This is a genomic window from Methyloversatilis sp. XJ19-49, from assembly GCF_024580145.1.
Classification (GTDB): Bacteria; Pseudomonadota; Gammaproteobacteria; order Burkholderiales; family Rhodocyclaceae; genus Methyloversatilis.
The window spans coordinates 39,065-60,352 of the sequence record NZ_JANINI010000004.1 but is presented as its reverse complement, the minus strand read 5'-3'; the positions used below and the strand labels follow the sequence as shown (position 1 = coordinate 60,352).

The following is a 21,288-nucleotide window of genomic DNA, read 5'->3' as shown; positions in this document are numbered from 1 at the left end:
GGCACTGCAGAGGGTCAAGGCAATGACGTCACGCCATCATGGCGGCACCAATGCAAAAACCCGTCGAACGCAGGAAGCGTACCGACGGGTCGGGACTCTCTTTGTAACGCGCCCGCAAGCTTTTGCTCAAATCGGCGCGAGTGCGCACATTAAAAGCGTGTGCGCATCAAGTCAAGCGGACCTATCTAACATCGAGCGAAAGGATCCAGCCGACCAGCTTTTTCGCATCGGCTTCGCTGATGGCGACCTCATTCGGCGGCATCGCCAGTCCACCGACCTTGCCCTTCCAGTGGCTGGAATACGGGCTGGAGCCGTGCATGACGATCTGCGTCAGCGTGGTCTGCGCATCCTTGACGCCGTAGTAGCGCGACGCGACGTCGCGCCACGGCGGGCCGACCGGCACACTGCCGTCGGCCTTGGCTGCAGGTTCCACGCTGTGACAGACGGTGCAGCCGCTGCTGGCGGCCAGCTTGAGCATGGCGGTATCTTTCGCCGGATCGGCCAGCGCAGGCGTGCTGATCAGGCTGAGCGACACGAGGCCGGCAGCCAGTGCGGTGTGGACGATGTGCATGATGAAACTCCTGATGGTTGAAGGCTTCGTAACGATGCGTACACGCTACGACCGGCGCCTGACCGCAGGATTGATGCACATCAAACTGATGTTGCGCCGCAACAGCGGCGCGTGGTGAAACCGCCACTCAAGCCTTCGACAAGGCCTTCAAGGCCTGCCGGATGCCGTCCGACACGCCCACGCCCTCGGGCAGCGTGCGCAGCGCAGACTGCGCTTCGCGCTCGCTGTAGCCGAGCGCCATCAGCGCATTCAGGATGTCGGCGCCGGCGTCGGGTGCCACGGCGCTGGCCAGCGAGGCGGTCGGCAGCAGCTTGTCGCGCAACTCCAGCAGCAGCCGTTCGGCGGTCTTCTTGCCGATGCCGGGGATCTTGGTCAGTCGCCCGGCTTCCTGCATGGCCACCACGCGCGCCAGTTCATCCACCGACATGCCGGACAGCACGGCCAGCGCCATGCGCGGCCCGATGCCGGTGATCTTCACCAGCTGGCGAAAGGCCGCCTGCTCGGCCGGCGACGCAAAGCCGAACAGGAAGTGTCCGTCTTCCCGCACCACGAAGTGGGTGTGCAGCGTCACCCGCTCACCGACCGCCGGCAGGTTGTAGAAGGTGCTCATCGGCACATCGACTTCGTACCCCACGCCCTGCACGTCAAGCAGGATGCGCGGCGGGTTCTTCTCAAGCAGCGTGCCGGTGAGGCGACCGATCATGGGGACTCCGGAATCAGGGGTGACCGGGGGGCGCTCCGCATGCATGCCTGGTCGCAAGCGTGCGCGTCCCCGTGAATGCCGCGATTGTAGGCGAGCGACCGCCCCGGGATGCGGCCTGAGAGGCCGCGCCGGGATGGTGTGGGCTGTGGGCTGTGGGCTGTGGGCTGGGCTGTGGGCTGGGCTGTGGGCTGGGCTGTGGGCTGGGCTGTGGGCTGGGCTGGGGGCTGGGCTGTGGGCTGGGCTGGGGGCGGGGCTGGGGGCTGGGCTGTGGGCTGGGCTGGGGGCGGGGCTGGGGGCTGGGCTGTGGGCTGGGCTGGGGGCGGGGCTGGGGGCTGGGCTGTGGGCTGGGCTGGGGGCGGGGCTGGGGGCTGGGCTGTGGGCTGGGCTGTGGGCGCGGCGGCCTCGCCGCGATTGATGCCGCGACAATCATTGATCAACGCGCCGATCGCGGCGAGGCCGCCGCTCCCACAGGGCGCCGCTCCCGAAGGGGCCGCTCTTGCCGGGGACCGCCGCTTTGCGCAGCACCGATCCCTGCTGCACGCCAGACGACGCGCAATGATGCGGCCGCCGCGCCGGCGGCTGCCGGGGCCGGCCAGTGCGCCGATGCCGCGGGCGGCGTGCGCGTGACAGATGGCGCAGGCCAGTGCATCGGCGGCGTCGGTGCCCGGCGTGGCGGCCAGCGCCAGCAGGCGCGTCACCATGAACTGCACCTGTTCCTTGTTCGCCTTGCCGTGTCCGACCACCGCCTGCTTCACCTGCAATGCGGTGTATTCAGCCACCGGCAGGCCGCCTGCGGTCAGCGCCGACAGCGCCGCGCCGCGCGCCTGGCCAAGCAGCAGCGTCGATTGCGGATTGACGTTCACGAACACGATTTCGACCGCGGCATGCGTCGGCTGCCAGGTGTCGACCACCTCGCGGATGCCTTCGAACAGCGTGGCGATGCGCGACGGCAGCGGATCGCGTTCGTTTGACGTGATGCGGCCGCTGGCCACGTACTGCAATTTCGCGCCCACCGCTTCCAGCACGCCGAAACCCGTGATGCGCAGGCCGGGGTCGATACCGAGTATGCGCATCACTGCACCGGCGTCATGCCGGTGTTGATGCGCTCCAGCTGCTCGCGGATGCGCAGCGGGTCGTCGGAGCGCAGCAGCTTGAGCACGCGCGGTGCCACGTCGCCGCAGTCGCAACGGAGCACTTCGCGCTTCACTTCCAGCAGCTGCGAGGGGTGCATCGAGAACTGGCGCAGCCCCATGCCGAGAAGCAGGCGGGCGAACTGCGGCTCGCCGGCCATCTCACCGCACACCGCCACCGGCATGCCGGCGCGCTTGGCCTGCGCAATCACCTGCTGGATCAGCCGCAGCACCGCCGGATGCAGCGGATCATAAAGATGCGCCACCGCCTCGTCGGCACGGTCGATGGCCAGCGTGTACTGGATCAGGTCATTGGTGCCGATGGACAGGAAGCTGAAGTGGTTCATCAGCGTGCCCAGCGCCAGCGCGGCGGCCGGAATTTCGACCATGGCGCCGACCGGCACGCGTTCGTCGAACTTGCGTCCGGCCTCGCGCAGCTGCTGGCGCGCCAGCGCGACCAGGGCGAGCGCCGATTCGATTTCGTGCTGGAACGCCACCATGGGCAGCATGATGCGCACGCTGCCGTAGTGCGAGGCGCGCAGGATGGCGCGCAGTTGCGTGACGAACATGCGCGGTTCGGCCAGGCAATAGCGGATGGCACGCAGGCCCAGCGCCGGATTGGCTTCGCTGCGCTGGGCGCCACGCAGCGCCTTGTCGGCACCGATATCCAGCGTGCGCAGCGTGACCGGCTTGCCCTTCATCGCCTGCACGACGCTGCGATAGGCCTCGAACTGTTCGTCCTCGTCGGGCAGCGTATCGCGGTTCAGGAACATGAATTCGGTGCGGAACAGGCCGATGCCGTCGGCCTCCACCTCGCGCACCTGCTCGATGTCCTGCGGCAGTTCGATGTTGGCGTACAGCTGCACCACCTCGCCGTCGAGCGTGCTCGCGACACCGCCGACCAGTCGCTTCAGCTTCGAGCGCTCGATCTCGATCTCGCGCGCGCGCAGCCGGTACTCGTCGAGGATGTTGTCGTCCGGATTGATGATGAGCACGCCACGCAGGCCGTCGACGATGAGCATGTCGTCGTCCTGGATCAGCGTGCGTGCTTCGCGCATGCCGACCAGCGCCGGAATGGCCAGACTGCGCGCGACGATGGCGGTGTGCGAGGTGGCGCCGCCCAGATCGGTCACGAAGGCGGCAATGCGCTGTGCCTTGAACTGGATGGTGTCGGCCGGCGACAGGTCATGCGCGACGACGATGCTGTCGGTGTCGCGTCGGCGTGTGCTCATGCGGTTGCGCTTGCCGGCCAGCACCTTGAGCACGCGCTCGACCACCTGCACCACGTCGGCGCTGCGACTGCGCAGGTAGGCATCGTCGATCTGGTCGAACTGTTCCACCAGCCGGTCCATCTGCCGCTTGATCGCCCATTCGGCGTTGCAGCGGCGTGTGCGCATGAATTCGCGCGCCTCGTCGAGCAGCATCGGGTCGTCGAGAATCATGCTGTGCAGATCGACGAAGGCAAGCAGTTCGCCCAGGGCTTCGGAGCTGTCGGTGACCAGCCCGCTGCGCAGCTCGGCCAGCTCGGTGCGCACCGTGTCGAAGGCTCGCGACAGGCGGAGGATTTCGTCCTCGATCTTGCGCGGGGCCACGGCGTAGTGCGCCACCTCGAGCGTGGCGTGCGACACGAGGTAGGCATGGCCGATCGCGATGCCGCCCGACACCGCGAGACCGTGCAACGTGAAGGTCACGTTACTCGCCTTCGCCAAAACGGTCTTCGATCAGCGCGACCAGCCCGGCCATCGCCGCGTCGGCATCGCTGCCTTCGGTATCGATGGTGATCGTGCTGCCCTTGCCGGCGGCCAGCATCATCACGCCCATGATGCTCTTGGCGTTGATGCGACGGCCGTTGCGCTCCAGCCAGACTTCGCACTGATGACGGCTGGCCAGCTGGGTCAGCTTGGCCGAGGCGCGCGCATGCAGGCCCAGCTTGTTGATGATGGTGATGTCACGTCTTGGCATCGCGCGTCGTCCTCATGGCCATCACTCCGTCGCGACCGCCGCTGACCGCGCGGTTCACCAGACCGGGGAGTGTTTCGCGTTCGCGGTAGGTCAGCGTACGCAGCAGCATCGGCAGATTCAGGCCGGCCACCGCCTCGATCCGCCCCGGCTCGCACAGCTTCTGCGCGAGGTTGGACGGCGTGGCGCCGAACACATCGGTCAGCAGCAGCACGCCGTCGCCGGTATCGACGACCGACAGCCACTTGCGGGCCAGCGGCAGCAGGTCGAGCGGGTCGTCCTGACCCGACACGCCCAGCTGCGCCATCTGCACCGGCCGGGTGTTGAGCACGTGGCAGGCGCACTGGATCAGCGATTCGCCGTAACTGCTGTGGGTGATCAGAAACAACCCGATCATGGAAATCCTCCGTAGGCGAGCCCGCATTCTAGGGTCTGTTGGCGCCAAATCGCATATCGCTCGACATCTTCCACGGGCCGGCCCGGTCGGATGATGCGCGCGGGCACGGGCTTCACAGCTCGGGCGGACTTTTTTGGGAGCGGCGAATCCCCTGTGGGAGCGGCGGCCTCGCCGCGATGCACACTTCGCACAGCGACCATCGAGGCACTATCGCGGCGAGGCCGCCGCTCCCACAGGACTGCTCCCACAGGCAGCCGTTCCCACGGCCCGCGCGAAGGTTCAGAACGTGGCGCAGCGCTCGCACGGCACCTGGAACACCGCGCGGTCTTCCAGCCGCAGCGCGGTCAGCGCGCCGCCCCACAGGCAGCCGGAATCAAGTGCGATGACGTGGTCTGCGCTGCGATAGCCGAGCGCCGACCAGTGGCCGCACACCACCGTGTGGCTGCGCCAGCGCGCGGCAGCGTTGTCGAACCACGGCAGATAGCCATCCGGCGGCTCTTCGGGCGCGCCCTTGCTGTGGAATTCCATGCGCCCCTCCGGCGTGCAGAAGCGCATGCGGGTGAGCGCATTGACGACGATGCGCAGGCGGTCCCAGCCGTGCAGTTCATCCTGCCACTGCGCCGGTTCGCTGCCCCACATGCGCTGCATGAATTCGACCGACTGCGGCCCGCGCAGCGCGGCCTCGACCTCGTGCGCCAGCGCCAGCGCCTGCGCGATGTCCCACTGCGGCAGCAGACCGGCGTGCACCATGGCGTAGTCGCCCTCGACATGCATCATCGGGCGCTGGCGCAACCAGTCGATCAACTCGTCGCCATCGGGTGCGTCGAGCACGTGGTGAAAGGTGTCGAGCCGGTGCCGCTTGCCCTGACCGGCCGCGATCATCAGCAGCGACAGGTCGTGGTTGCCGAGGACGGTGACGGCCGCGTCGCCCAGATCGCGCACGAAGCGCAGCGTTTCGAGCGATTTCGGGCCTCGATTGACCAGATCGCCGACGAACCACAGGCGATCGTGCCTGCGATCGAAGCCGCAATGTTCAAGCAGCGCTTCGAGCGGATCGAAACAGCCCTGCAGATCGCCGATCGCGTAGGTGCTCATGCCTGCTGACTGTCCGGTCCGTCTGCCGCGGGCGCCAGCATCACCGGCTGCGGTGCGTCGTTCTGCGGTTTGTATTCGGTGACCCACTGCGCGAGCTCGCTGCGCAGCGCCACCGGATCGGCCGGCATTGAGCCCACCAGCCAGCGTTCGAGACGGGCCAGCCACAGCGTGTCATCGATGACCCGGGCACGCGCTATGCGTACCTTGGGGTGGTGGGTAGGCCGTGTCGTCTCATCGCTGGCCAGCAGTTCCTCGAACAGCTTTTCGCCCGGCCGCAAGCCGGTGAACTCGATCCTCACCTCGTCTTCCGAGGCGCCCGACAGGCGGATCATATCGCGCGCCAGATCGGCGATGCGCACCGGCTCGCCCATGTCGAGCACGAAGATTTCGCTGCCCTCGCCCATCAGCGCCGCCTGCAGCACCAGCTGCGCCGCCTCGGGTATGGACATGAAGTAACGGATGATGTCCGGATGGGTGACCGTGACCGGGCCGCCGCGGGCGATCTGTTCCTGGAACTTCGGAATGACGCTGCCGGCGCTGCCCAGCACGTTGCCGAAGCGCACCGTGCTGAAGGCGGTCGTGCCGCCGCGCGCAGCCAGCGCCTGGCAGGCCATTTCGGCCAGCCGCTTGGTCGCCCCCATCACGTTCACCGGGTTCACCGCCTTGTCGGTCGACACCAGCACGAAGCGCGGTACGCCGCAGGCCTGCGCCGCGCGCGCCGCCGCCAGTGTGCCGCCGACATTGTTGCGGACGGCTTCGGCCGCGTTCGCGCCTTCCATCAGCGGCACGTGCTTGTAGGCGGCGGCATGGAACACGACGACCGGGCGGTACTGCTGCATCGCCGCGGTCAGTCGCGCCTCCTCTCGCACATCGCCGATCACCGGCTCGATGCGCTGCTGCGGAAACACCTCGGCGAATTCCTCCACCAGGTTGTAGAGGAAGAACTCGCCGCGTTCGAACGCCACGATGGCCGACGGCGAAAAACGCGCAATCTGCCGGCACAGTTCGGAGCCGATCGAACCGCCGGCACCGGTCACCATGACCACCTGACCTTCGATCAGCTGACGCAGGCGCGGCGCGTCGATCTTGACCGGATCGCGCCCGAGCAGGTCTTCCACCTCGACCTCGCGTACGGCGGCAACCGACACCTTGCCGCTGATCAGGTCATCGAAGGACGGCACGGTCATCGGCTTCACGCCGGCCCGCACGCACGCGTTGGCGGCATCGCGCCGCGCCTCGTGCGAGGCATTCGGCATGGCGATGATGGCGTGCGACACCTTCATTTCGCGCGCCAGGCGATCGAGATCGCGCACCGGCCCAAGCACGCGAAGGCCGTACAGCGTGCGGTCGTGCTTCTTCGCATTGTCGTCGAGCAGGCCGACCACGCGCCACTGGCCCGACCGGCCGATGTCCGGCAGCAACCGCGCCGCGGTTTCGCCGGCACCCAGCACCAGCACCGGTTTGCCCTTGGCCATCAGCGCGCCGAATTCGCGATGCTCGCGCCAGGCCCGGTACGCAAAACGCACACCACCCATCAGCAGGATCAGCAGGATGGGGTCGAGCACGTAGACCGAACGCGGCACGACCACCGACATGCCGAGCAGCACGATCAGTGGCGCACACAACGACGCCGCCGCCACAGAGCGCACCAGCTGCTGCAGATCGGGCAGGCTCGCGAAGCGCCAGATGCCCTTGTACAAGCCGAACAGTCTGAACACCAACGCCTGCGAGACGATCACGCCTGGAAGGGTGAGCAGCAGCGAATGCATGAAATCGGGTGGAATCGAGAAATTGAAGCGCAGCAGGAAGGACAGATACCAGGCGGCGGCCACCAGCACGATGTCGCACAGCGACACCACCATGGCGCGCGACAGCAAGCTCATTGCGTTCCCTCCTTCAAGGTCGATTCGTAGGCACGCCAACGCCGGTCTATGCGGCGGCCCATCAGGACGAACAGCAGACACCAGGCAGCAAGCAACAGGCCGCCGAACCGGGGGCCCGTCAGTTGAACCATGACCGCTGATGCCGCGCATCCGGTCATTGCCGCCATGTACAGCCGCGCCGTACCTGCGTGGCCCAGCCCCATGCGCACCAGGCGCTGATAGTAATGCGTCCGGTGCGCCTGCCACACCCGTTCTCCACGAAGCAGTCGTCGCAGCAGCGTCACCGAAGCATCGGCGATGAACACCAGGAACATCATGAATGGCACCCAGCCGTGCCATAGCCCGCGCTCGACGCCGATCAGGCCGATGGCCGCTGCAAGGAAACCCAGCGGGATGGAACCGGTGTCGCCCATGAACACGCTGGCCGGATGCAGGTTGCGCAGCAGGAAGGCGGCCGTTGCCGAACATACGACCAGACACACCATCGCCAGTTCGGCGTCGCCGCCCTGCCAGGCCAGCAACGCGTAGCCGGCGAATCCGGCCAGTGCCATGCAGCCCGCCAGGCCATCGGAGCCATCCATGAAGTTGTACAGATTGGTCATCCAGACGATGCCGAACAGCACCGGAAACAGCATCCAGGTCGCACCGAGCAGTCCCCAGGCAAAGAAAGCCGCCACCGCGATCTGCACCGCGAAGCGCGGAACGGTCGGCAGGCTGACGAAGTCATCGATCAGCGAAATTGCCGCAAGCAACGGCACCGGCCACAGCCAGGCGGACATCGGCTGGCTGCTGGACGCCAGCGCCAGTGCGCAGCCGAGAAGAATTGCCAGACCGCCGAAGCGCGGTACCGGCCGGGTATGCAGCGACCGTTCGTTCGGGTGATCGACCGGCAGAAAGCGATGGCCCCACATCAGCAATTGCAGCAAAACGGCCGTCAGGCCGAAGGCCGTCAGCACGGGCAACACGATATCTGGGGGCATGGACTGGACCGGATCACGCACATCGCGCTCAATGTGCATTTTATCAAGCGGCCCGGCGCCGCATGGGCCTTTTGTCAGCGTCGCCGATCGAGCAGGAACGCCTGCGCACAGCGCAGCAGACCTTCGTCCAGCGTCAGCGGCGGCCGCCAGCCAAGAAGGCTGCGCGTCGCTTCGATGTCGACGGTCAGGTCGCCACACAGGCGCTGCATCGTGGCCCGCCTGCCCGCAAGTGCCGCGCATCCACGCAGCAGCGCCACGGGCACCGGCCACAGCCGCGCCGTTGTGCCCAGTGCGCTCGCCAGTCGCCGCAACAGCACGGCCGTTGACACATCCTCATCATCGCTGACCATCCAGACGCGCCCCGGTGCGGCGTCATGTGTCAGACACAGCGTGATCAGGCTGACCAGATTGTCGATACCGACCAGCGATCGACGGTTCTGCGTTGCCGCCGCGAGCGGCAGTGGCACGCCGCGCTGCAGCCAGCGCAGCAGGCTGCGCAAGTTGCCGCCCACACCAGGACCATGGACCAGCGGCGGGCGGATTACGACGACCTGCATGGCGCTGTGCCCGGCAAGCTCGAACAGTCCAGCCTCGGCAGCCGCCTTCGATCGCCCGTAGGCGTCGACCGGCGCCGGCAGGTCATCGGCGCGATAGGGCAACGCACGGCCTTCGCCATTGACCTTGATACTGCTCAGGAACACGAATCGCCGCACTCCACGCGCGGCGGCATGGCGCGCCAACGCCAGCGTGCCTTCAGTGTTCGCGATGCGATGAAGTTCGTCCGCCTGCGAAGGATCCTCATCAATCTGATGCACCCTTGCGGCCAGATGCACGATCACGTCCGGGCACGCGATGCGGTCGAACCAGCTGCAGTCCGGCCCGAGTTCGCCGGTGCCGACCGACCCCGCGCCGGCATCGCTGCGGCGGCTGCCGCGCATCACCTCGTGGCCGGCCCGTGACAGCTCCGCGCATAGCGCGCGACCCACGAATCCAGAAGCGCCGGTCACCAGCACCCGCATGATCAGAGCAGTTCCCGGTAGATGGCGAAGGTCTGTTCGACCGAGCGCCCGATTCCGTACTCGCGTTCGGCGATGCAGCGCGCCTGCGCGCCCATGCGGGCGCGCAGGCCGGCATCGACAATCAACAGCCCCAGCTTGTCCGCGAGATCTCTGGCGTCGCGCGCCCTCGCAAGCAGGCCGTTCTGGCCGTCGCGTACCACTTCGCGGCAGCCCGGAACGTCGGTGGTCACGATGGGGCGGGCGCAGGCACATGCTTCCAGCAGCGCCTTGGGCATGCCTTCGCGATAGGACGGCAGGCAGACGATATGACTGGCCGAAAGCACAGCGGGCATGTCGTCACTCTGACCCATCCAGCGCACCAGCCCTTCGCCTTCCCACGCGCGCAGTTGTTCCGGCGTAAGTGCTGCAGGATTGTGGGCATCAATGCCGCCGGCCAGCACGAACTCTGCGTCGATGCCGCGACCGCGCAGGATACGAGCGGCTTCGACAAACTCGTACACCCCCTTGTCGACCAGCATGCGCGCAGGCAACACGACGCGCATGCGTCCTGCTGGTTCGGGCAGGGGATGGAACACATCGAGGTCGACGCCGACGCCGCATACCAGCCGGATGTGCGATTCCGGCGCGAGGCGTTCGTGCAGCAGCAGTGCCACGTCATCACGATTCTGCAGGATGACGCGGCTCACGCGTCGCGACAGCACGCGCCGCAGCAGCGCGCGCACGAGCGGGCGCAGCAGCCGCGCGGTCAGCGACGAAGATGAAAAGACAAAGCCGAGACCGGCCAGCGCATTGACCACGCAAGGCGTGCCGGCCAGTCGAGCTGCGACGCTGCCGTAGATCACTGGCTTGATCGCCACGTGATGCACTACATCGGGCCGCAGCCGCCGGTAAAGACTCGCCAGCTGCCACAGCAGAGCAGCGTCGCGCAGCGGATTCAGTCCGGCGCGCTCAAAGGGCAGGTGATGCACCTCAATGCCCAGTCCGGCCAGATGTGCAGCCCGCTCGCCGGTGCGAGTCAGAAGAAGCACACGCATGCCCTGCTGCAGCGCGTGCAGCGCCAGCGGCAGACGGTGGGATTCGAAATAGCTGTCCTCGGTCACCAGGAAGAGCAGTGACCGTCCGCGCAGCGATGTTGCCGGCTCAACGTCCGCCATGCCACTCATCCAGCCAGGACTGGAACATCAGTGCATTCCAGATCGAGTACTCCCAGTTTCGCCGCCCTGACAGATGCTCGTCCCAGCGCGTGCGCACGAGATCCGTCGCCAGGTAGCCATCGGCGCGCAGACGCTGCGGGTCGAGCAGCGCATCGGCCCAGCCGCGCAGCGGACCGCGCAGCCAGTCGCCGACCGGAATGCCGAAACCCATCTTCGGGCGGTCGGTCAGCGCGGTCGGCACATGGCGTGCGAGCACCTCGCGCAGCACGCGTTTGCCGACGCCGCCCGAGGCGCGTGCGCTGTCCGGCAGGCGCCACGCGAATTCAAGCACGCGATGATCGAGCATGGGCACCCGCGACTCCAGGCTGACCGCCATTGATGCGCGATCGACCTTGACCAGGATGTCGTCCGGCAGATAGCTCACCGTATCGGCGAACATCATGGCGTCTACAAGACCGTCCGCCGCGCCGAAATACGACCAGCCCGGATCGGCCGTCATGGCGGCTGGCGGTTCGACGCCGGGGCAGATATCCCATTCCCAGAAGCGCACCAGCCGGTCGTACAGCGCACGCGGCTCGGCCAGTGCCAGCACCTCGGCGAGCTTGTGCAGCTTGTCGCCCGGGTTGGCGTAGCGGTGGCGCACCGGCAGCAGCGGAAGCAGCGGTTTGAGCAGCTTCGACCAGGTGGCTGGCCGCAGCGCGCGCAGCATCGCCGCTGCGCGCGCGCGTAGCGGTGTGGGCAGACCGGACAGGCGGCGCCAAAGGGTCTGCGCGATGAAGTAGCGGTTATAGCCGCCGAACAACTCGTCGCCGCCGTCGCCGGACAGGCTCACGGTGACATGGGCGCGAGCCAGCTTCGACACCAGATAGGTCGGGATCTGCGACGAGTCGCCGAACGGCTCGTCGTACACCCGCGGCAGCAGAGGAATCACGGCGCGCGCTTCGTCGGCGCTGACATACAGTTCGGTGTGCTGCGTGCCGAGGTGGCGCGCCACGGCGGCTGCGTGCTGCGCCTCGTCATACCCTTCTTCGTTGAAACCGATGCTGAAGGTGCGCACCGGCGCACCGCCCTGCTTCTGCATCAGCGCCACCACAGTCGACGAATCGATACCCCCCGACAGGAAGGCACCGAGCGGCACATCGGCCACGCGCTGCAGACGGATGGTTTCGTCGAGCAGGTTTTCCAGCGCATCGGCGGCGGCGTGCAGCGATCCGGCGAAGGGTTGCGCGCGCGCGCTGCGGATCGCTGACAGGGCATCCCAGTAGCGACCATGCACGGGTTCAGCGCCAGCGCTGTCGAAGCGCACCGTCGCACCCGGTTCGAGCTTGCGGATGCCGCGGTAGATGGACCAGGGCGCCGGCACGTAGGCGTAGCGCATGAACAGCGACACCGCCTGACGATCGATCTCCGGCGACCAGCCGGGCACGGCTGCGAAAGCCTTCAGTTCGGACGCAAAGCCAATGCCGCCGCCGACCGCACCGTAGTACAGCGGCTTCTCGCCGAGCCGGTCGCGTGCCAGTTGCAGCACGCGCGCCTCGCGGTCCCACAGCGCCAGCGCGAACATGCCGACGCAGCGGCGCAGCGTGGCGTCGAAACCCCACTGGGCAAAGGCTTCGACCAGGGTTTCGGTGTCGGAGTGGCCGCGCCATGGCGTGGCTGCACCACGCTGCGCGTCCAGTTCCGCGCGCAACGCAGCGTGGTTGTAGATTTCGCCGTTGAAGGCCAGCGCAAAGCGGCCGCTGCGCGACAGCATGGGCTGATGGCCGGCCGGAGACAGGTCGACGATGGCCAGCCGGCGATGCGACAGCCCGAGTCCGGTCCCGGCATCGACCCAGTGTCCGCCGTCATCCGGCCCGCGATGGACCATCGCCATCGCCATGCCACGCAACACCTCTTCAGCCGGGTCCGCGACACGCGACCACAGCCCCGCGATTGCACACATTGTCCTCTTTCAGTCGCGCGCAGCGTCAAGCCGCGCCGACAGGTTTGCCCATTCGTCGCGCAGGGTATCCGGGATTGCACCGACGCGTCCCAGGATGACCGCCCTGTCGCGCCCCAGCGCCATGGCGATCAGGTCGCGCAATGCGGCCGCGGCGTGCAGCGCGCTCGACCTGCAGGCATCGAGCACATTGCCGTGCGCCCACACTGCCCGCAGGAAATGATATCGGCCGAGCAGCGTCTTTCTTGCCGACAACTTTGCGTAGCGGTAGGCGAGCAGCGGCTGCTCGATGGCGGCGAAACGGCTGTCGCGGAAGCTGCGATACAGCAGGTGCTGGTCCTGCGCCTTGATCGCGCGCTCATCGTAGGGGTGGGCTCGGAACCATGCGGCGCGTCCCATCCAGGTCGGATGGGGCATCGGAAAGTGCAGCGGCGCGCGGCGCACCAGCTGCGCATGCTTCGCCGGACTGTGCGCAAGCCCGATGGCGCGGCCCGAATCGTCGATCATCAGCACCGACGACGCGAGCAGGTCGACATCGGGATGGGCGTCCAGATAGTCCGACTGCACCCGCAGCCGTTGCGGAAAGGAAACGTCGTCGGCGTCCATACGGGCGATGTACTCCCCGCGCGCCATTCCGACGCCTTCATTGAGCCGCACCGCCAGCCCGGCACTGTGATCATGGCGGACCAAACGGATGCGCGGATCGCCGTGCAGGCGCGGCAGATCGGCCGAGCCATCGCGCGACCCGTCATCGATGGCGATCAGTTCCCAGTCCTCCTCGGTCTGCCAGAGCAGCGATGCGAGCGCCTGATCCAGCCCGGCGCCGCCATCGCGGAAGGACAGGATGACGCTGATGCGTGGCGCCGCCGCCAGCGCGTCAGCTTTCACGGTAGAACAGCCGGCCCGGCAGGCCGGACGCGCTATAGGTCGCCGCGCCGCACAGACGCCAGCTCAGTTCGAACAGCAGGCGGCGAGCGGCACGCGCACCGCGCTGCTCGCCCCACAGCGTCTGCAGCGGCCACGCCATCACCGTGCGCATCGCACGCGCGCCGGCACCCGCGCGATGCGCGGCCTGTGCCTGGCGGAACAGCGCACGGTCAAGCGGCCAGACCACTGGTGTCACAGCCCCTGCACACTCATCGAGCAAGGGCCTGAAGCGGCTTTCATACAGGTGATCTGCCATCGCGCGCCGGTAGCCCGCCCAGGCCATCGCGTCGCGCCGTGCCGGATCGGCCAGCAGCGACCGGGCTTGTTCGATCAACCCATCTTCGTCGGCGAAGGTTTCGATTTCGCGACCGCCTTCGAAATAGTCGCCGAGACGCTCGGCCTGTTCAGTCAGCAGGCAGCCGCCCGCCGCCGGTACCTCGAACACACGTGCCTTGATCTGCCGGCTGCGGTACGGACGCAGACCGCGCCACTGCACGCCGGAATCGCCGAAATTCAGGCTGACGCGCGAACTGCGATAGAGGCCTGGAATGCGCGCAGCCGCCACCGGTCCGTTCGGCCAGCCCTGGCCGAAACACTCCACCACCAGACCGCGTGCCCGCAGGCGCTCGATCCACCGGCCGCGGTTGCCGTAGGCCGAACCGATGAAACTGACGTCATGCTCGCACTGCGCGGCCGGCAGCGGTTCGCGCGTGCGCTCGCCGCTGGCCGCCCACTGGCTGAGGCGGAACATGTCCAGGCCGGCGTTGCGTGCGCTGTCGAAGGCGGCATGTGAAGTGGTGGCCCACAGCTTGACTTCGGGCGCGACGAAACGCGAGAACTGCCCGTACTTCCACGAATCGTCGGTGCCCCAGTTCAGCACCGGCAGGCCGGACGCGCGCAGCGTGCGCAGGGTTTCGGTCCACACTTCGTATCCCATCAGCACGCAGAACAGCAGGTCCGGGCGCAGCAGATCGATTCGGTCGAGCAGCGCGCCGTTTAGCGCCGCGAAGTCAGCGTGTGCAGAACGGTCCCACGACTCAAAATGGTGCACCTCGTGGCCCAGTGCGCTCAGGGCGGGCAGGAAGTTGCTGTATTCGTAGCCCTCGCCGCGCGATGGATCGCCGTAATTATGGCGACCGAATACGCACAGGATCTTCATGCCGCGGGCAGCACCGCACCGGCGCGACGCGTCGCGGTGACGTGATAGCCCACCGTGAAGCGCTGTTCGCGGTCGTGGCGGTCGAGCAGCGCCGCGGCGACTGGCACCAGCCCGGCCAGCACCGGCAACAGCAACAGCCAGAACGGCGCCCACAGCAGACTGGTCAGCGGCGGCAGCCGGCGGAAGGGCATCGTGCCCGACAAGAAGCGCAGGGACTCCTGCGAGAAGAAGCGGAAGGAGCCGGCGTTGGCTTCGATGCGGATATCGTCGAATCCGGCTTCGGTCAGGAAGCGCTGGTACCACCAGGGCGTAAAGCCGCCGTAGTAATGATGCGGTTCCTGATGGATGCCCGAACCCAGCGGCGCGGTCAGCATCAGCCGCCCGCCCGGGCGCAGCAGGCGCGCGAACTCGCGCACTACCTTGCCCGGTTCCGGCAGATGTTCGATCACCTCGGTGCAGAGCAGGGCGTCGAAGTCGGCATCCGGCGCAGGGATCGCCGCCGCATCGCAGATATAGTCGATCTGCCCGTAGCCGCCATGTCTGAGTTGTTCGTCCTGCAGGCCGGTGAAGTCCTGCGTGCGGTAATCGCAGTGCGCGAACAGCGGACGATAGGGGCAGGACCCAGCACCGACGTCAAGCAGACGGGTACCGGCTGGCAGCGATGCCGCCTGCTGCGCGACCCAGCGGTCACGGAACACCAAGTTGAATGCGAGCAGCGGACTTTGCTTCAGCAGTGATTTCATTCTGTCGGTACGTTCATCTGTTGCAGTGCATTCCAGCGGCCATCAAACCGGCTCGGAGCCGGAAATCCGGTCAGGCCGGGGGCTTTTCGAATACGAACATGCCGCAACCGTACTCGAGTGCGACGCAGCTTTCCGGCGCACAGCCCGGCTGGAAAGCGCCGTCGTCGTCTACCGCGGAAAAGTCGATCAGCCGCAGCGCCGGCAGTGCCGCGATGACGGTGGCCGGTGAGAACACGCGGTGAGCATTGAAGCAGATTCGTTCGCGACCAACCGGCACCGAAATGTACAGCCGTCCGCCCGGCGCCAGCACACGCTGCAATTCGGCCAGCGCGCGCACGCTGCCATCGATGTCTAGCGGGTCGCCGTAGCGTCCGAGTCCGACATGTTCGATCACATGCAGGCAGGACAGCGACGGCAGCGATCCATCGCCCAGTTCGAGCGCCGTCAGGTTCCCCGCAGCACACTCCAGTCCGTCGAGTTCGACCTGCAGCGGGCGGAAGTCGATGAAGCGCGTCCGTACAAACGCAGACAGCACACCGATCATGCGTACGTCCGACCCGATGTCGACATGCTCCGCGGGCTTCGATTGCGCCAGCTTGCGCGCCAGCCAGCCGGCCTGGAAGAAGTAGTGCGGATCGAACGGCGTCGACTGGACCCAGTCGGTCAGACAGGGGTAGCTGTCGCGAAAAGTCAGGCGCGCGCGCCGCGTCGACCTCAACCTGTACCACTGGACCATGTATCGCGGCAGGCCCACCAGCCCCAGCAGAGGGACAGGCGTGAGCAGCGCGAGCAGCCATCGCTTCAACATTTTTTGGATTACCCGTTCATCGGCACCAGGCCGGACTCGACATTGCCGCTGTCACGCCCGACGCTACAGCCGGAGCTTGTTCAGACACGCGACGATGAACCAGCGCAGCGGCTTCTTGCGCTCGATCAGGGCGGGCGGTGGCACGAGGGTGTCGATGCCGGTCATCCGTTCAACTGCGAACGGGCGTACAAATTCGAAACCTTCGAAGAACAGCTTCTTGTTCGAGGCGGTCAGATCGTCCCAGCCCTGCGCAAGGGTCGCATTGAAAAATGCGCACACAGCCGAAAATTCGGCCAGCCCGGTCGCGCGCTTCGGAATGTATCTCAAGACATTGCAGCTTTCGTCGAATTTGACGAAATTAAGATGCACATCGAAGCTGTAGAGGTATTCGTAAGTGATCAGCGGATATTCGATGTAGCCCCGCCCGCCGGATACGCGATTGATTTCATTCACGAACAATTCCGGATTTTCGACATGCTCGATGACATGCGAGCAGATCACGTAATCGAATTCCGCGTCGGCAAACGGGAAAACAGATCCGTCATAGTGGACTACCGGCTTGCCGCCGAAATCCGGTTCGTCAGGCGTTCCGCCACGCTGCTTCAACCTCGCCTGATCGGCATCGAACGCGAGCTCTAGAAAGACATCGCTGCGCGGATGCGGATTAGATCCGGGGCCGATTTCAAGCACCCGGTCTCCCGGACGGACCGACCTTATCTTTTCTGGGAAGAACACGTTCCAACCTCTCCTTGATCCGGTTCAGGCATCGGGTCTGCCATGCACGCAGCACGACGCCGGCCGTTTCGGCTCATGACGATGATTCCGATGTCGGGTGGCGCATTCCGCCAGCCCGCCTTAACCACTCGAGGCTCAGCAGGCACCCGGTCAGGTTGATCGCCAGCCAGCCGAATGCAGCGCCCGGCGTCCCATACGACAAAACGAGAAATGGAATCAGGGTCGCCGACAGGGCGAACGAGAGTGCATTCACCTGAAACACCCGGCTTATCTTCCGGCTGGCCAGCCAGTTCATGTAGCCGACGTTGTAGAACGCATTCAGCGCGGTGCCCGCCAGCAGCACGGACAGCAGCGGATACACGATGCTCACCGCGGACGGGCTTTTCAGCCAGACACCAAGCAGCCATTCGCCAAGCATCATGAACACCAGCGCACACGATGCAACAACGGCCGCTATCAGACCCAGCAGCCTGAAGTTCAGACGCCTGAGCGCAGGCGGATCCGCACGCAGCTGAATCGCACGCGGCAGCATCGCCTGGGTCAGCGGATGAATGAGCTGAAGCGACCCGACGGCCACCGTGGCTGCGATCGAGTAGTAACCGAACTGTTCGATATCGACCATGCGGCTTAGCACTATCCGGTCCATCTGCACGGTCAACGCGCCCAGCAATGTAGCGCCCGACATGCCTGCAAACAACCTCCACACCGGGCGCAGCGCGTCGGCATCCCACGCGAGGTGGCGGCGTCGCGTCTGCAACGTACCCCAGGCGAGACGTGCCCGGATCAGTGTTTCAAGCAGCGCGATCGCGACATGCCAGACAAGATAGGCGGTCAGCGTGGGCCATGCGATGACCACCGCGACACCGCCGCCGTGGCGCAGCAGGGCGCATGTCACCAGCGTCGCATTGAGGGGCACCTGCGCCTGCGCCCCGATCAGCAGGCTGCGGTACACCGAGCCGGGAAACTGGAAGGCGAAAATCAGGGCCGCACCAAGAACGGCCTCGCGGCCGACCGATTCCGGCAGGCCGTTCAGATTCAGCCATTGCGTGGCGACCGGACCCGCCAGCAGCATCGCAAGCGCGGCGACACCGACGGCAAACACCCAGTAGATGCGCTCGAATCCGAACAGCAGCGACGCGGCATTGCGCCGGCCGACTTCCGTCGCATCGAAGCGGACCGCAAATTCGCGCACCAGGGCCTGGCCCAGACCGGCGTCAAGCAGGCCGAGCACGGCCTGGAACAGCACGATGAAACCGATCAGCCCGAACTGTCGCGCGCCCAGCGCTGACAGATACCAGGGCAGCGCAAGGATGGGCGCCAGCACGACCGCACCCGTTCCCAGGTAATTGGCGAGGATGTTTTTCTTCAGCGGCATTCGGTAAGCGTATGGACGGGCATGCCGGCGGCAGCGCCCGGTGCGACGTATCCCGCGCGACCGGCGTGCAGCGGGCACGACACAACTTGGTAATATGCGCCGCAACCCGGCAGCGGCGCGGCGATTGTCGCACGCGATCAAAGCTGTTCGGCAGGCCCCCGGCATGTTGACATGTTCGCGACCAGACCGGAGGCTCGCCTTTCCCGCTCGTGGCACACCCGCCTTTGCAAACGCCGCCCGCCAGTCGCCCGTGATCCGGATCTCCTATTCCCTGCTGTGGCTGTTTGCGCTGCCCTTCGTGCTGCTGCGTCTGCTGTGGCGCGCGCGGCGCGAACCGGGCTACGCGCAGGACATCTGCCAGCGCCTGGGATACTTTCGCTCGGCGGGCGCGCACGAAACCATCTGGCTGCATGCGGTATCCGTCGGCGAGACGCGCGCCGCCGAGCCGTTGCTTCGACAGCTTCGTGCGAGCCATCCTGGCGCGCGCATCCTGCTCACCCAGACCACGGCCACCGGACGCGCCACCGCGCAGGCGCTGTACGGCGACACGGTGGACCTTGCCTGGCTGCCCTGGGATCTGCCCTGGGCGCAGCGCGCCTTCCTGCGCGCCTGGCGGCCGGCCATCGGCATCCTGATGGAAACCGAGTTGTGGCCCAACCTGATCGCCGAATGCCGGCGCGCCGGCGTGCCGGTCGTGCTTGCGAACGCCCGCCTGTCGGAACGTTCGGCACGGCGCTACGCGCGGATACCGTACCTGGCGCGAGACATGCTGCAATCGCTGTCCGGGGTGGCAGCGCAGACCGCGGCGGATGCCGGGCGCCTGACGCAGCTCGGCGCACGCAATGTGACGGTGGCCGGCAATCTCAAGTTCGATCTTGCACCGCCGGCGCTGCTGTGCGCACTCGGCGCACAGTGGCGCCAGGACATCGGCGCGCGGCGCGCCGTGCTGCTCGCCAGCACCCGCGAAGGCGAAGAGGCGCTTCTGCTGCTACCGCTGCTCGAACAACTGCCGGACGACGTGCTGATTGCCCTGGTGCCGCGACACCCGCAGCGTTTCGACGAAGTGGCCGGGCTCGTTGCGGGTTATGGCGTCCGTCCCTTGCGCCGCAGTTCGGGCAAGCTGCCCGGCGGCGGCGACCGCGTGTGGCTCGGTGATTCGATGGGTGAAATGACCGCCTGGTACGCGTTCGCGGACCTGGCGGTCATCGGCGGCAGCTGGCTGCCGCTGGGCGGGCAGAACCTGATCGAAGCCTGCGCGGTCGGCTGTCCGGTCGTCGTCGGGCCGCACATGTTCAATTTCGCGCAAGCCACCGATGACGCACTGAGCACGGGGGCTGCAGTGCGCGCAACCGACCCGGCCGAGATGGCGACGACGGTCGCTGCGCTGCTCGCGGATTCCGGGGCGCGGCAGCGCATGGCGGCCGCCGGGCTCGGCTACGCCGAACAGCATCGCGGCGCCACCGCGCGCTGCATGGCGGTGATCGAGCCCTTGCTTCAGGTACCGCCTGCACGGACGGCACGCGAGCATCGGCGATAATCGACGCATATTGATACCCAGCCCCAAGTACATGACCAAAATCGCACTCATCACCGGCGTCACCGGCCAGGACGGCGCCTACCTTGCCGAATTCCTTCTGAAGAAGGGCTATGTGGTCCACGGCATCAAGCGCCGCTCCTCGCTCTTCAACACCGACCGCATCGACCACCTGTACGAAGACCCGCATGTCGACAACCGCAAGTTCATCCTGCACTACGGTGACCTGACCGATTCGACCTCGCTGGTGCGCATCATCCAGGCGGTGCAGCCGGACGAAATCTACAACCTGGCCGCCCAGTCGCACGTGGCGGTGAGCTTCGAAGAGCCGGAATACACGGCCAACGCCGACGGCATCGGCGCGCTGCGCATCCTCGAAGCCATCAGCATCCTCGGGCTGGAAAAGAAGACGCGCTTCTACCAGGCCTCGACTTCCGAGCTCTATGGCCTGGTGCAGGAAATCCCGCAGAAGGAAACCACGCCCTTCTATCCGCGCAGCCCGTACGCCTGCGCCAAGCTCTACGCCTACTGGATCACCATCAATTACCGCGAGGCGTACGGCATCTACGCCTGCAACGGCATCCTGTTCAACCACGAGTCACCGGTGCGCGGCGAAACCTTCGTCACGCGCAAGATCACGCGCGCCATCTCGCGCATCGCGCTCGGGCTGCAGGACTGCCTGTACCTCGGAAACATGAGCGCGCTGCGCGACTGGGGCCATGCACGCGACTACATCGAAATGCAGTGGCTGATGCTGCAGCAGGAGGTGGCGGAAGACTTCGTGATCGCCACCGGCGTGCAGTACAGCGTGCGCCAGTTCGTCGAATTCGCCGCCGCCGAGCTGGGCATCACGATCCGCTTCGAAGGCGAGGGCGAGCAGGAGGTGGGCGTCGTCGCCGCCATCACGGGCGACCGCGCCAAGGCCAAGGTGGGCGACGTGATCGTGAAGGTCGATCCGCGCTACTACCGCCCGACCGAAGTCGAAACCCTGCTCGGCGACCCGATCCGGGCGCGCGAGAAGCTGGGCTGGACACCGAAGACCACGCTGCGTGAACTGGTCAAGGAAATGGTGGAAGCCGACTACACCAGCGCCAAGCGCGATGCGCTGGTGAAGCTTGCCGGCTTCAAGGCCTACGACCACTTTGAATAAGGCAGATGCAAGATTCAAGGTGCAAGG

At 66.5% G+C, this 21,288-nt stretch carries 19 protein-coding genes and 1 pseudogene; 2 read left to right on the top strand and 18 right to left on the bottom strand.

Going from position 1 to position 21,288, the window contains the following annotated elements; translation table 11 throughout:
* Positions 1-181: 181 nt before the first annotated feature.
* The 18 genes and pseudogenes from NMQ16_RS06490 to NMQ16_RS06405 form a co-directional block, all read right to left on the bottom strand.
* The gene (locus tag NMQ16_RS06490; RefSeq protein ID WP_257079704.1) at positions 182-571 is read right to left on the bottom strand and encodes a c-type cytochrome; all 390 of its coding nucleotides are present in this window, start codon (positions 569-571) and stop codon (positions 182-184) included.
* 127 nt (positions 572-698) lie between these two features.
* Positions 699-1,274 carry a Holliday junction branch migration protein RuvA gene (ruvA, locus tag NMQ16_RS06485; RefSeq protein ID WP_257079703.1) on the bottom strand — a complete coding sequence of 192 codons (576 nt, stop codon included), beginning with the start codon at positions 1,272-1,274 and terminating at the stop codon, positions 699-701.
* Between the two features lie 539 nt (positions 1,275-1,813).
* Positions 1,814-2,347 (bottom strand): annotated as a pseudogene (gene ruvC, locus NMQ16_RS06480) (crossover junction endodeoxyribonuclease RuvC); the annotation flags it as partial.
* Positions 2,347-4,095 (bottom strand): phosphoenolpyruvate--protein phosphotransferase, encoded by a 1,749-nt coding sequence (gene ptsP, locus NMQ16_RS06475; protein WP_257079702.1) that lies wholly within the window; start codon positions 4,093-4,095, stop codon positions 2,347-2,349. The gene ptsP and the pseudogene ruvC, both read right to left, overlap by 1 nt.
* Before the next feature lies 1 nt (position 4,096).
* Complete coding sequence (locus NMQ16_RS06470) at positions 4,097-4,366, bottom strand: HPr family phosphocarrier protein (RefSeq protein WP_069039008.1); 270 nt, start codon at positions 4,364-4,366, stop codon at positions 4,097-4,099.
* Positions 4,353-4,760 carry a PTS sugar transporter subunit IIA gene (locus NMQ16_RS06465; protein WP_257079701.1) on the bottom strand — a complete coding sequence of 136 codons (408 nt, stop codon included), beginning with the start codon at positions 4,758-4,760 and terminating at the stop codon, positions 4,353-4,355. The genes NMQ16_RS06470 and NMQ16_RS06465 overlap by 14 nt, the downstream gene beginning before the upstream one ends.
* A gap of 279 nt (positions 4,761-5,039) precedes the next feature.
* Positions 5,040-5,855: a symmetrical bis(5'-nucleosyl)-tetraphosphatase gene (locus tag NMQ16_RS06460; RefSeq protein WP_257079700.1), complete on the bottom strand. Its 816-nt coding sequence runs from the start codon at positions 5,853-5,855 to the stop codon at positions 5,040-5,042.
* On the bottom strand, positions 5,852-7,738 hold the full coding sequence (locus tag NMQ16_RS06455) for a nucleoside-diphosphate sugar epimerase/dehydratase (protein ID WP_257079699.1): 1,887 nt from the start codon (positions 7,736-7,738) through the stop codon (positions 5,852-5,854). Before NMQ16_RS06455 ends, NMQ16_RS06460 begins: the two co-directional genes overlap by 4 nt.
* Positions 7,735-8,718: a glycosyltransferase family 4 protein gene (locus tag NMQ16_RS06450; RefSeq protein ID WP_257079698.1), complete on the bottom strand. Its 984-nt coding sequence runs from the start codon at positions 8,716-8,718 to the stop codon at positions 7,735-7,737. The genes NMQ16_RS06455 and NMQ16_RS06450 overlap by 4 nt, the downstream gene beginning before the upstream one ends.
* Before the next feature lie 74 nt (positions 8,719-8,792).
* The gene (locus tag NMQ16_RS06445; RefSeq protein WP_257079697.1) at positions 8,793-9,737 is read right to left on the bottom strand and encodes an NAD-dependent epimerase/dehydratase family protein; all 945 of its coding nucleotides are present in this window, start codon (positions 9,735-9,737) and stop codon (positions 8,793-8,795) included.
* A 2-nt stretch (positions 9,738-9,739) separates the two neighbouring features.
* Positions 9,740-10,891, bottom strand: a complete 1,152-nt coding sequence (locus tag NMQ16_RS06440) for a glycosyltransferase family 4 protein (protein ID WP_257079696.1) — start codon at positions 10,889-10,891, stop codon at positions 9,740-9,742.
* Positions 10,878-12,833 (bottom strand): asparagine synthase (glutamine-hydrolyzing), encoded by a 1,956-nt coding sequence (asnB, locus tag NMQ16_RS06435; RefSeq protein ID WP_257079695.1) that lies wholly within the window; start codon positions 12,831-12,833, stop codon positions 10,878-10,880. Before asnB ends, NMQ16_RS06440 begins: the two co-directional genes overlap by 14 nt.
* Positions 12,834-12,842: 9 nt before the next feature.
* The gene (locus tag NMQ16_RS06430) at positions 12,843-13,718 is read right to left on the bottom strand and encodes a glycosyltransferase family 2 protein (RefSeq protein WP_257079694.1); all 876 of its coding nucleotides are present in this window, start codon (positions 13,716-13,718) and stop codon (positions 12,843-12,845) included.
* Positions 13,708-14,916, bottom strand: coding sequence for a glycosyltransferase (locus NMQ16_RS06425; protein WP_257079693.1), 1,209 nt, complete (start codon positions 14,914-14,916; stop codon positions 13,708-13,710). The genes NMQ16_RS06430 and NMQ16_RS06425 overlap by 11 nt, the downstream gene beginning before the upstream one ends.
* Positions 14,913-15,659 carry a methyltransferase domain-containing protein gene (locus NMQ16_RS06420; RefSeq protein ID WP_257079692.1) on the bottom strand — a complete coding sequence of 249 codons (747 nt, stop codon included), beginning with the start codon at positions 15,657-15,659 and terminating at the stop codon, positions 14,913-14,915. Before NMQ16_RS06420 ends, NMQ16_RS06425 begins: the two co-directional genes overlap by 4 nt.
* Positions 15,660-15,729: 70 nt before the next feature.
* Positions 15,730-16,467 (bottom strand): DUF268 domain-containing protein, encoded by a 738-nt coding sequence (locus NMQ16_RS06415; RefSeq protein WP_257079691.1) that lies wholly within the window; start codon positions 16,465-16,467, stop codon positions 15,730-15,732.
* 63 nt (positions 16,468-16,530) lie between these two features.
* Positions 16,531-17,157 (bottom strand): class I SAM-dependent methyltransferase, encoded by a 627-nt coding sequence (locus NMQ16_RS06410; protein WP_257079690.1) that lies wholly within the window; start codon positions 17,155-17,157, stop codon positions 16,531-16,533.
* 118 nt (positions 17,158-17,275) lie between these two features.
* Complete coding sequence (locus tag NMQ16_RS06405; RefSeq protein WP_257079689.1) at positions 17,276-18,577, bottom strand: lipopolysaccharide biosynthesis protein; 1,302 nt, start codon at positions 18,575-18,577, stop codon at positions 17,276-17,278.
* 250 nt (positions 18,578-18,827) lie between these two features.
* Between NMQ16_RS06405 and waaA the strand changes: the two genes are divergently transcribed.
* On the top strand, positions 18,828-20,114 hold the full coding sequence (gene waaA / locus NMQ16_RS06400; protein WP_257079688.1) for a lipid IV(A) 3-deoxy-D-manno-octulosonic acid transferase: 1,287 nt from the start codon (positions 18,828-18,830) through the stop codon (positions 20,112-20,114).
* Between the two features lie 31 nt (positions 20,115-20,145).
* A complete protein-coding gene (gene gmd / locus NMQ16_RS06395) occupies positions 20,146-21,261 on the top strand; it encodes a GDP-mannose 4,6-dehydratase (RefSeq protein WP_257079687.1) in 1,116 nt (371 codons plus the stop codon).
* Positions 21,262-21,288 lie beyond the last annotated feature (27 nt).

Excerpts from the sequence above, each read along its gene's own strand:
- NMQ16_RS06490 (WP_257079704.1), bottom strand. The coding sequence starts at position 571 with ATGCACATCGTCCACACCGCACTGGCTGCCGGCCTCGTGTCGCTCAGC.
- ruvA (WP_257079703.1), bottom strand. The coding sequence starts at position 1,274 with ATGATCGGTCGCCTCACCGGCACGCTGCTTGAGAAGAACCCGCCGCGC.
- NMQ16_RS06470 (WP_069039008.1), bottom strand. The coding sequence starts at position 4,366 with ATGCCAAGACGTGACATCACCATCATCAACAAGCTGGGCCTGCATGCG.
- NMQ16_RS06465 (WP_257079701.1), bottom strand. The coding sequence starts at position 4,760 with ATGATCGGGTTGTTTCTGATCACCCACAGCAGTTACGGCGAATCGCTG.
- NMQ16_RS06460 (WP_257079700.1), bottom strand. The coding sequence starts at position 5,855 with ATGAGCACCTACGCGATCGGCGATCTGCAGGGCTGTTTCGATCCGCTC.
- NMQ16_RS06455 (WP_257079699.1), bottom strand. The coding sequence starts at position 7,738 with ATGAGCTTGCTGTCGCGCGCCATGGTGGTGTCGCTGTGCGACATCGTG.
- NMQ16_RS06450 (WP_257079698.1), bottom strand. The coding sequence starts at position 8,718 with ATGCCCCCAGATATCGTGTTGCCCGTGCTGACGGCCTTCGGCCTGACG.
- NMQ16_RS06445 (WP_257079697.1), bottom strand. The coding sequence starts at position 9,737 with ATGCGGGTGCTGGTGACCGGCGCTTCTGGATTCGTGGGTCGCGCGCTA.
- NMQ16_RS06440 (WP_257079696.1), bottom strand. The coding sequence starts at position 10,891 with ATGGCGGACGTTGAGCCGGCAACATCGCTGCGCGGACGGTCACTGCTC.
- asnB (WP_257079695.1), bottom strand. The coding sequence starts at position 12,833 with ATGTGTGCAATCGCGGGGCTGTGGTCGCGTGTCGCGGACCCGGCTGAA.
- NMQ16_RS06425 (WP_257079693.1), bottom strand. The coding sequence starts at position 14,916 with ATGAAGATCCTGTGCGTATTCGGTCGCCATAATTACGGCGATCCATCG.
- NMQ16_RS06420 (WP_257079692.1), bottom strand. The coding sequence starts at position 15,659 with ATGAAATCACTGCTGAAGCAAAGTCCGCTGCTCGCATTCAACTTGGTG.
- NMQ16_RS06415 (WP_257079691.1), bottom strand. The coding sequence starts at position 16,467 with ATGTTGAAGCGATGGCTGCTCGCGCTGCTCACGCCTGTCCCTCTGCTG.
- NMQ16_RS06405 (WP_257079689.1), bottom strand. The coding sequence starts at position 18,577 with ATGCCGCTGAAGAAAAACATCCTCGCCAATTACCTGGGAACGGGTGCG.
- gmd (WP_257079687.1), top strand. The coding sequence starts at position 20,146 with ATGACCAAAATCGCACTCATCACCGGCGTCACCGGCCAGGACGGCGCC.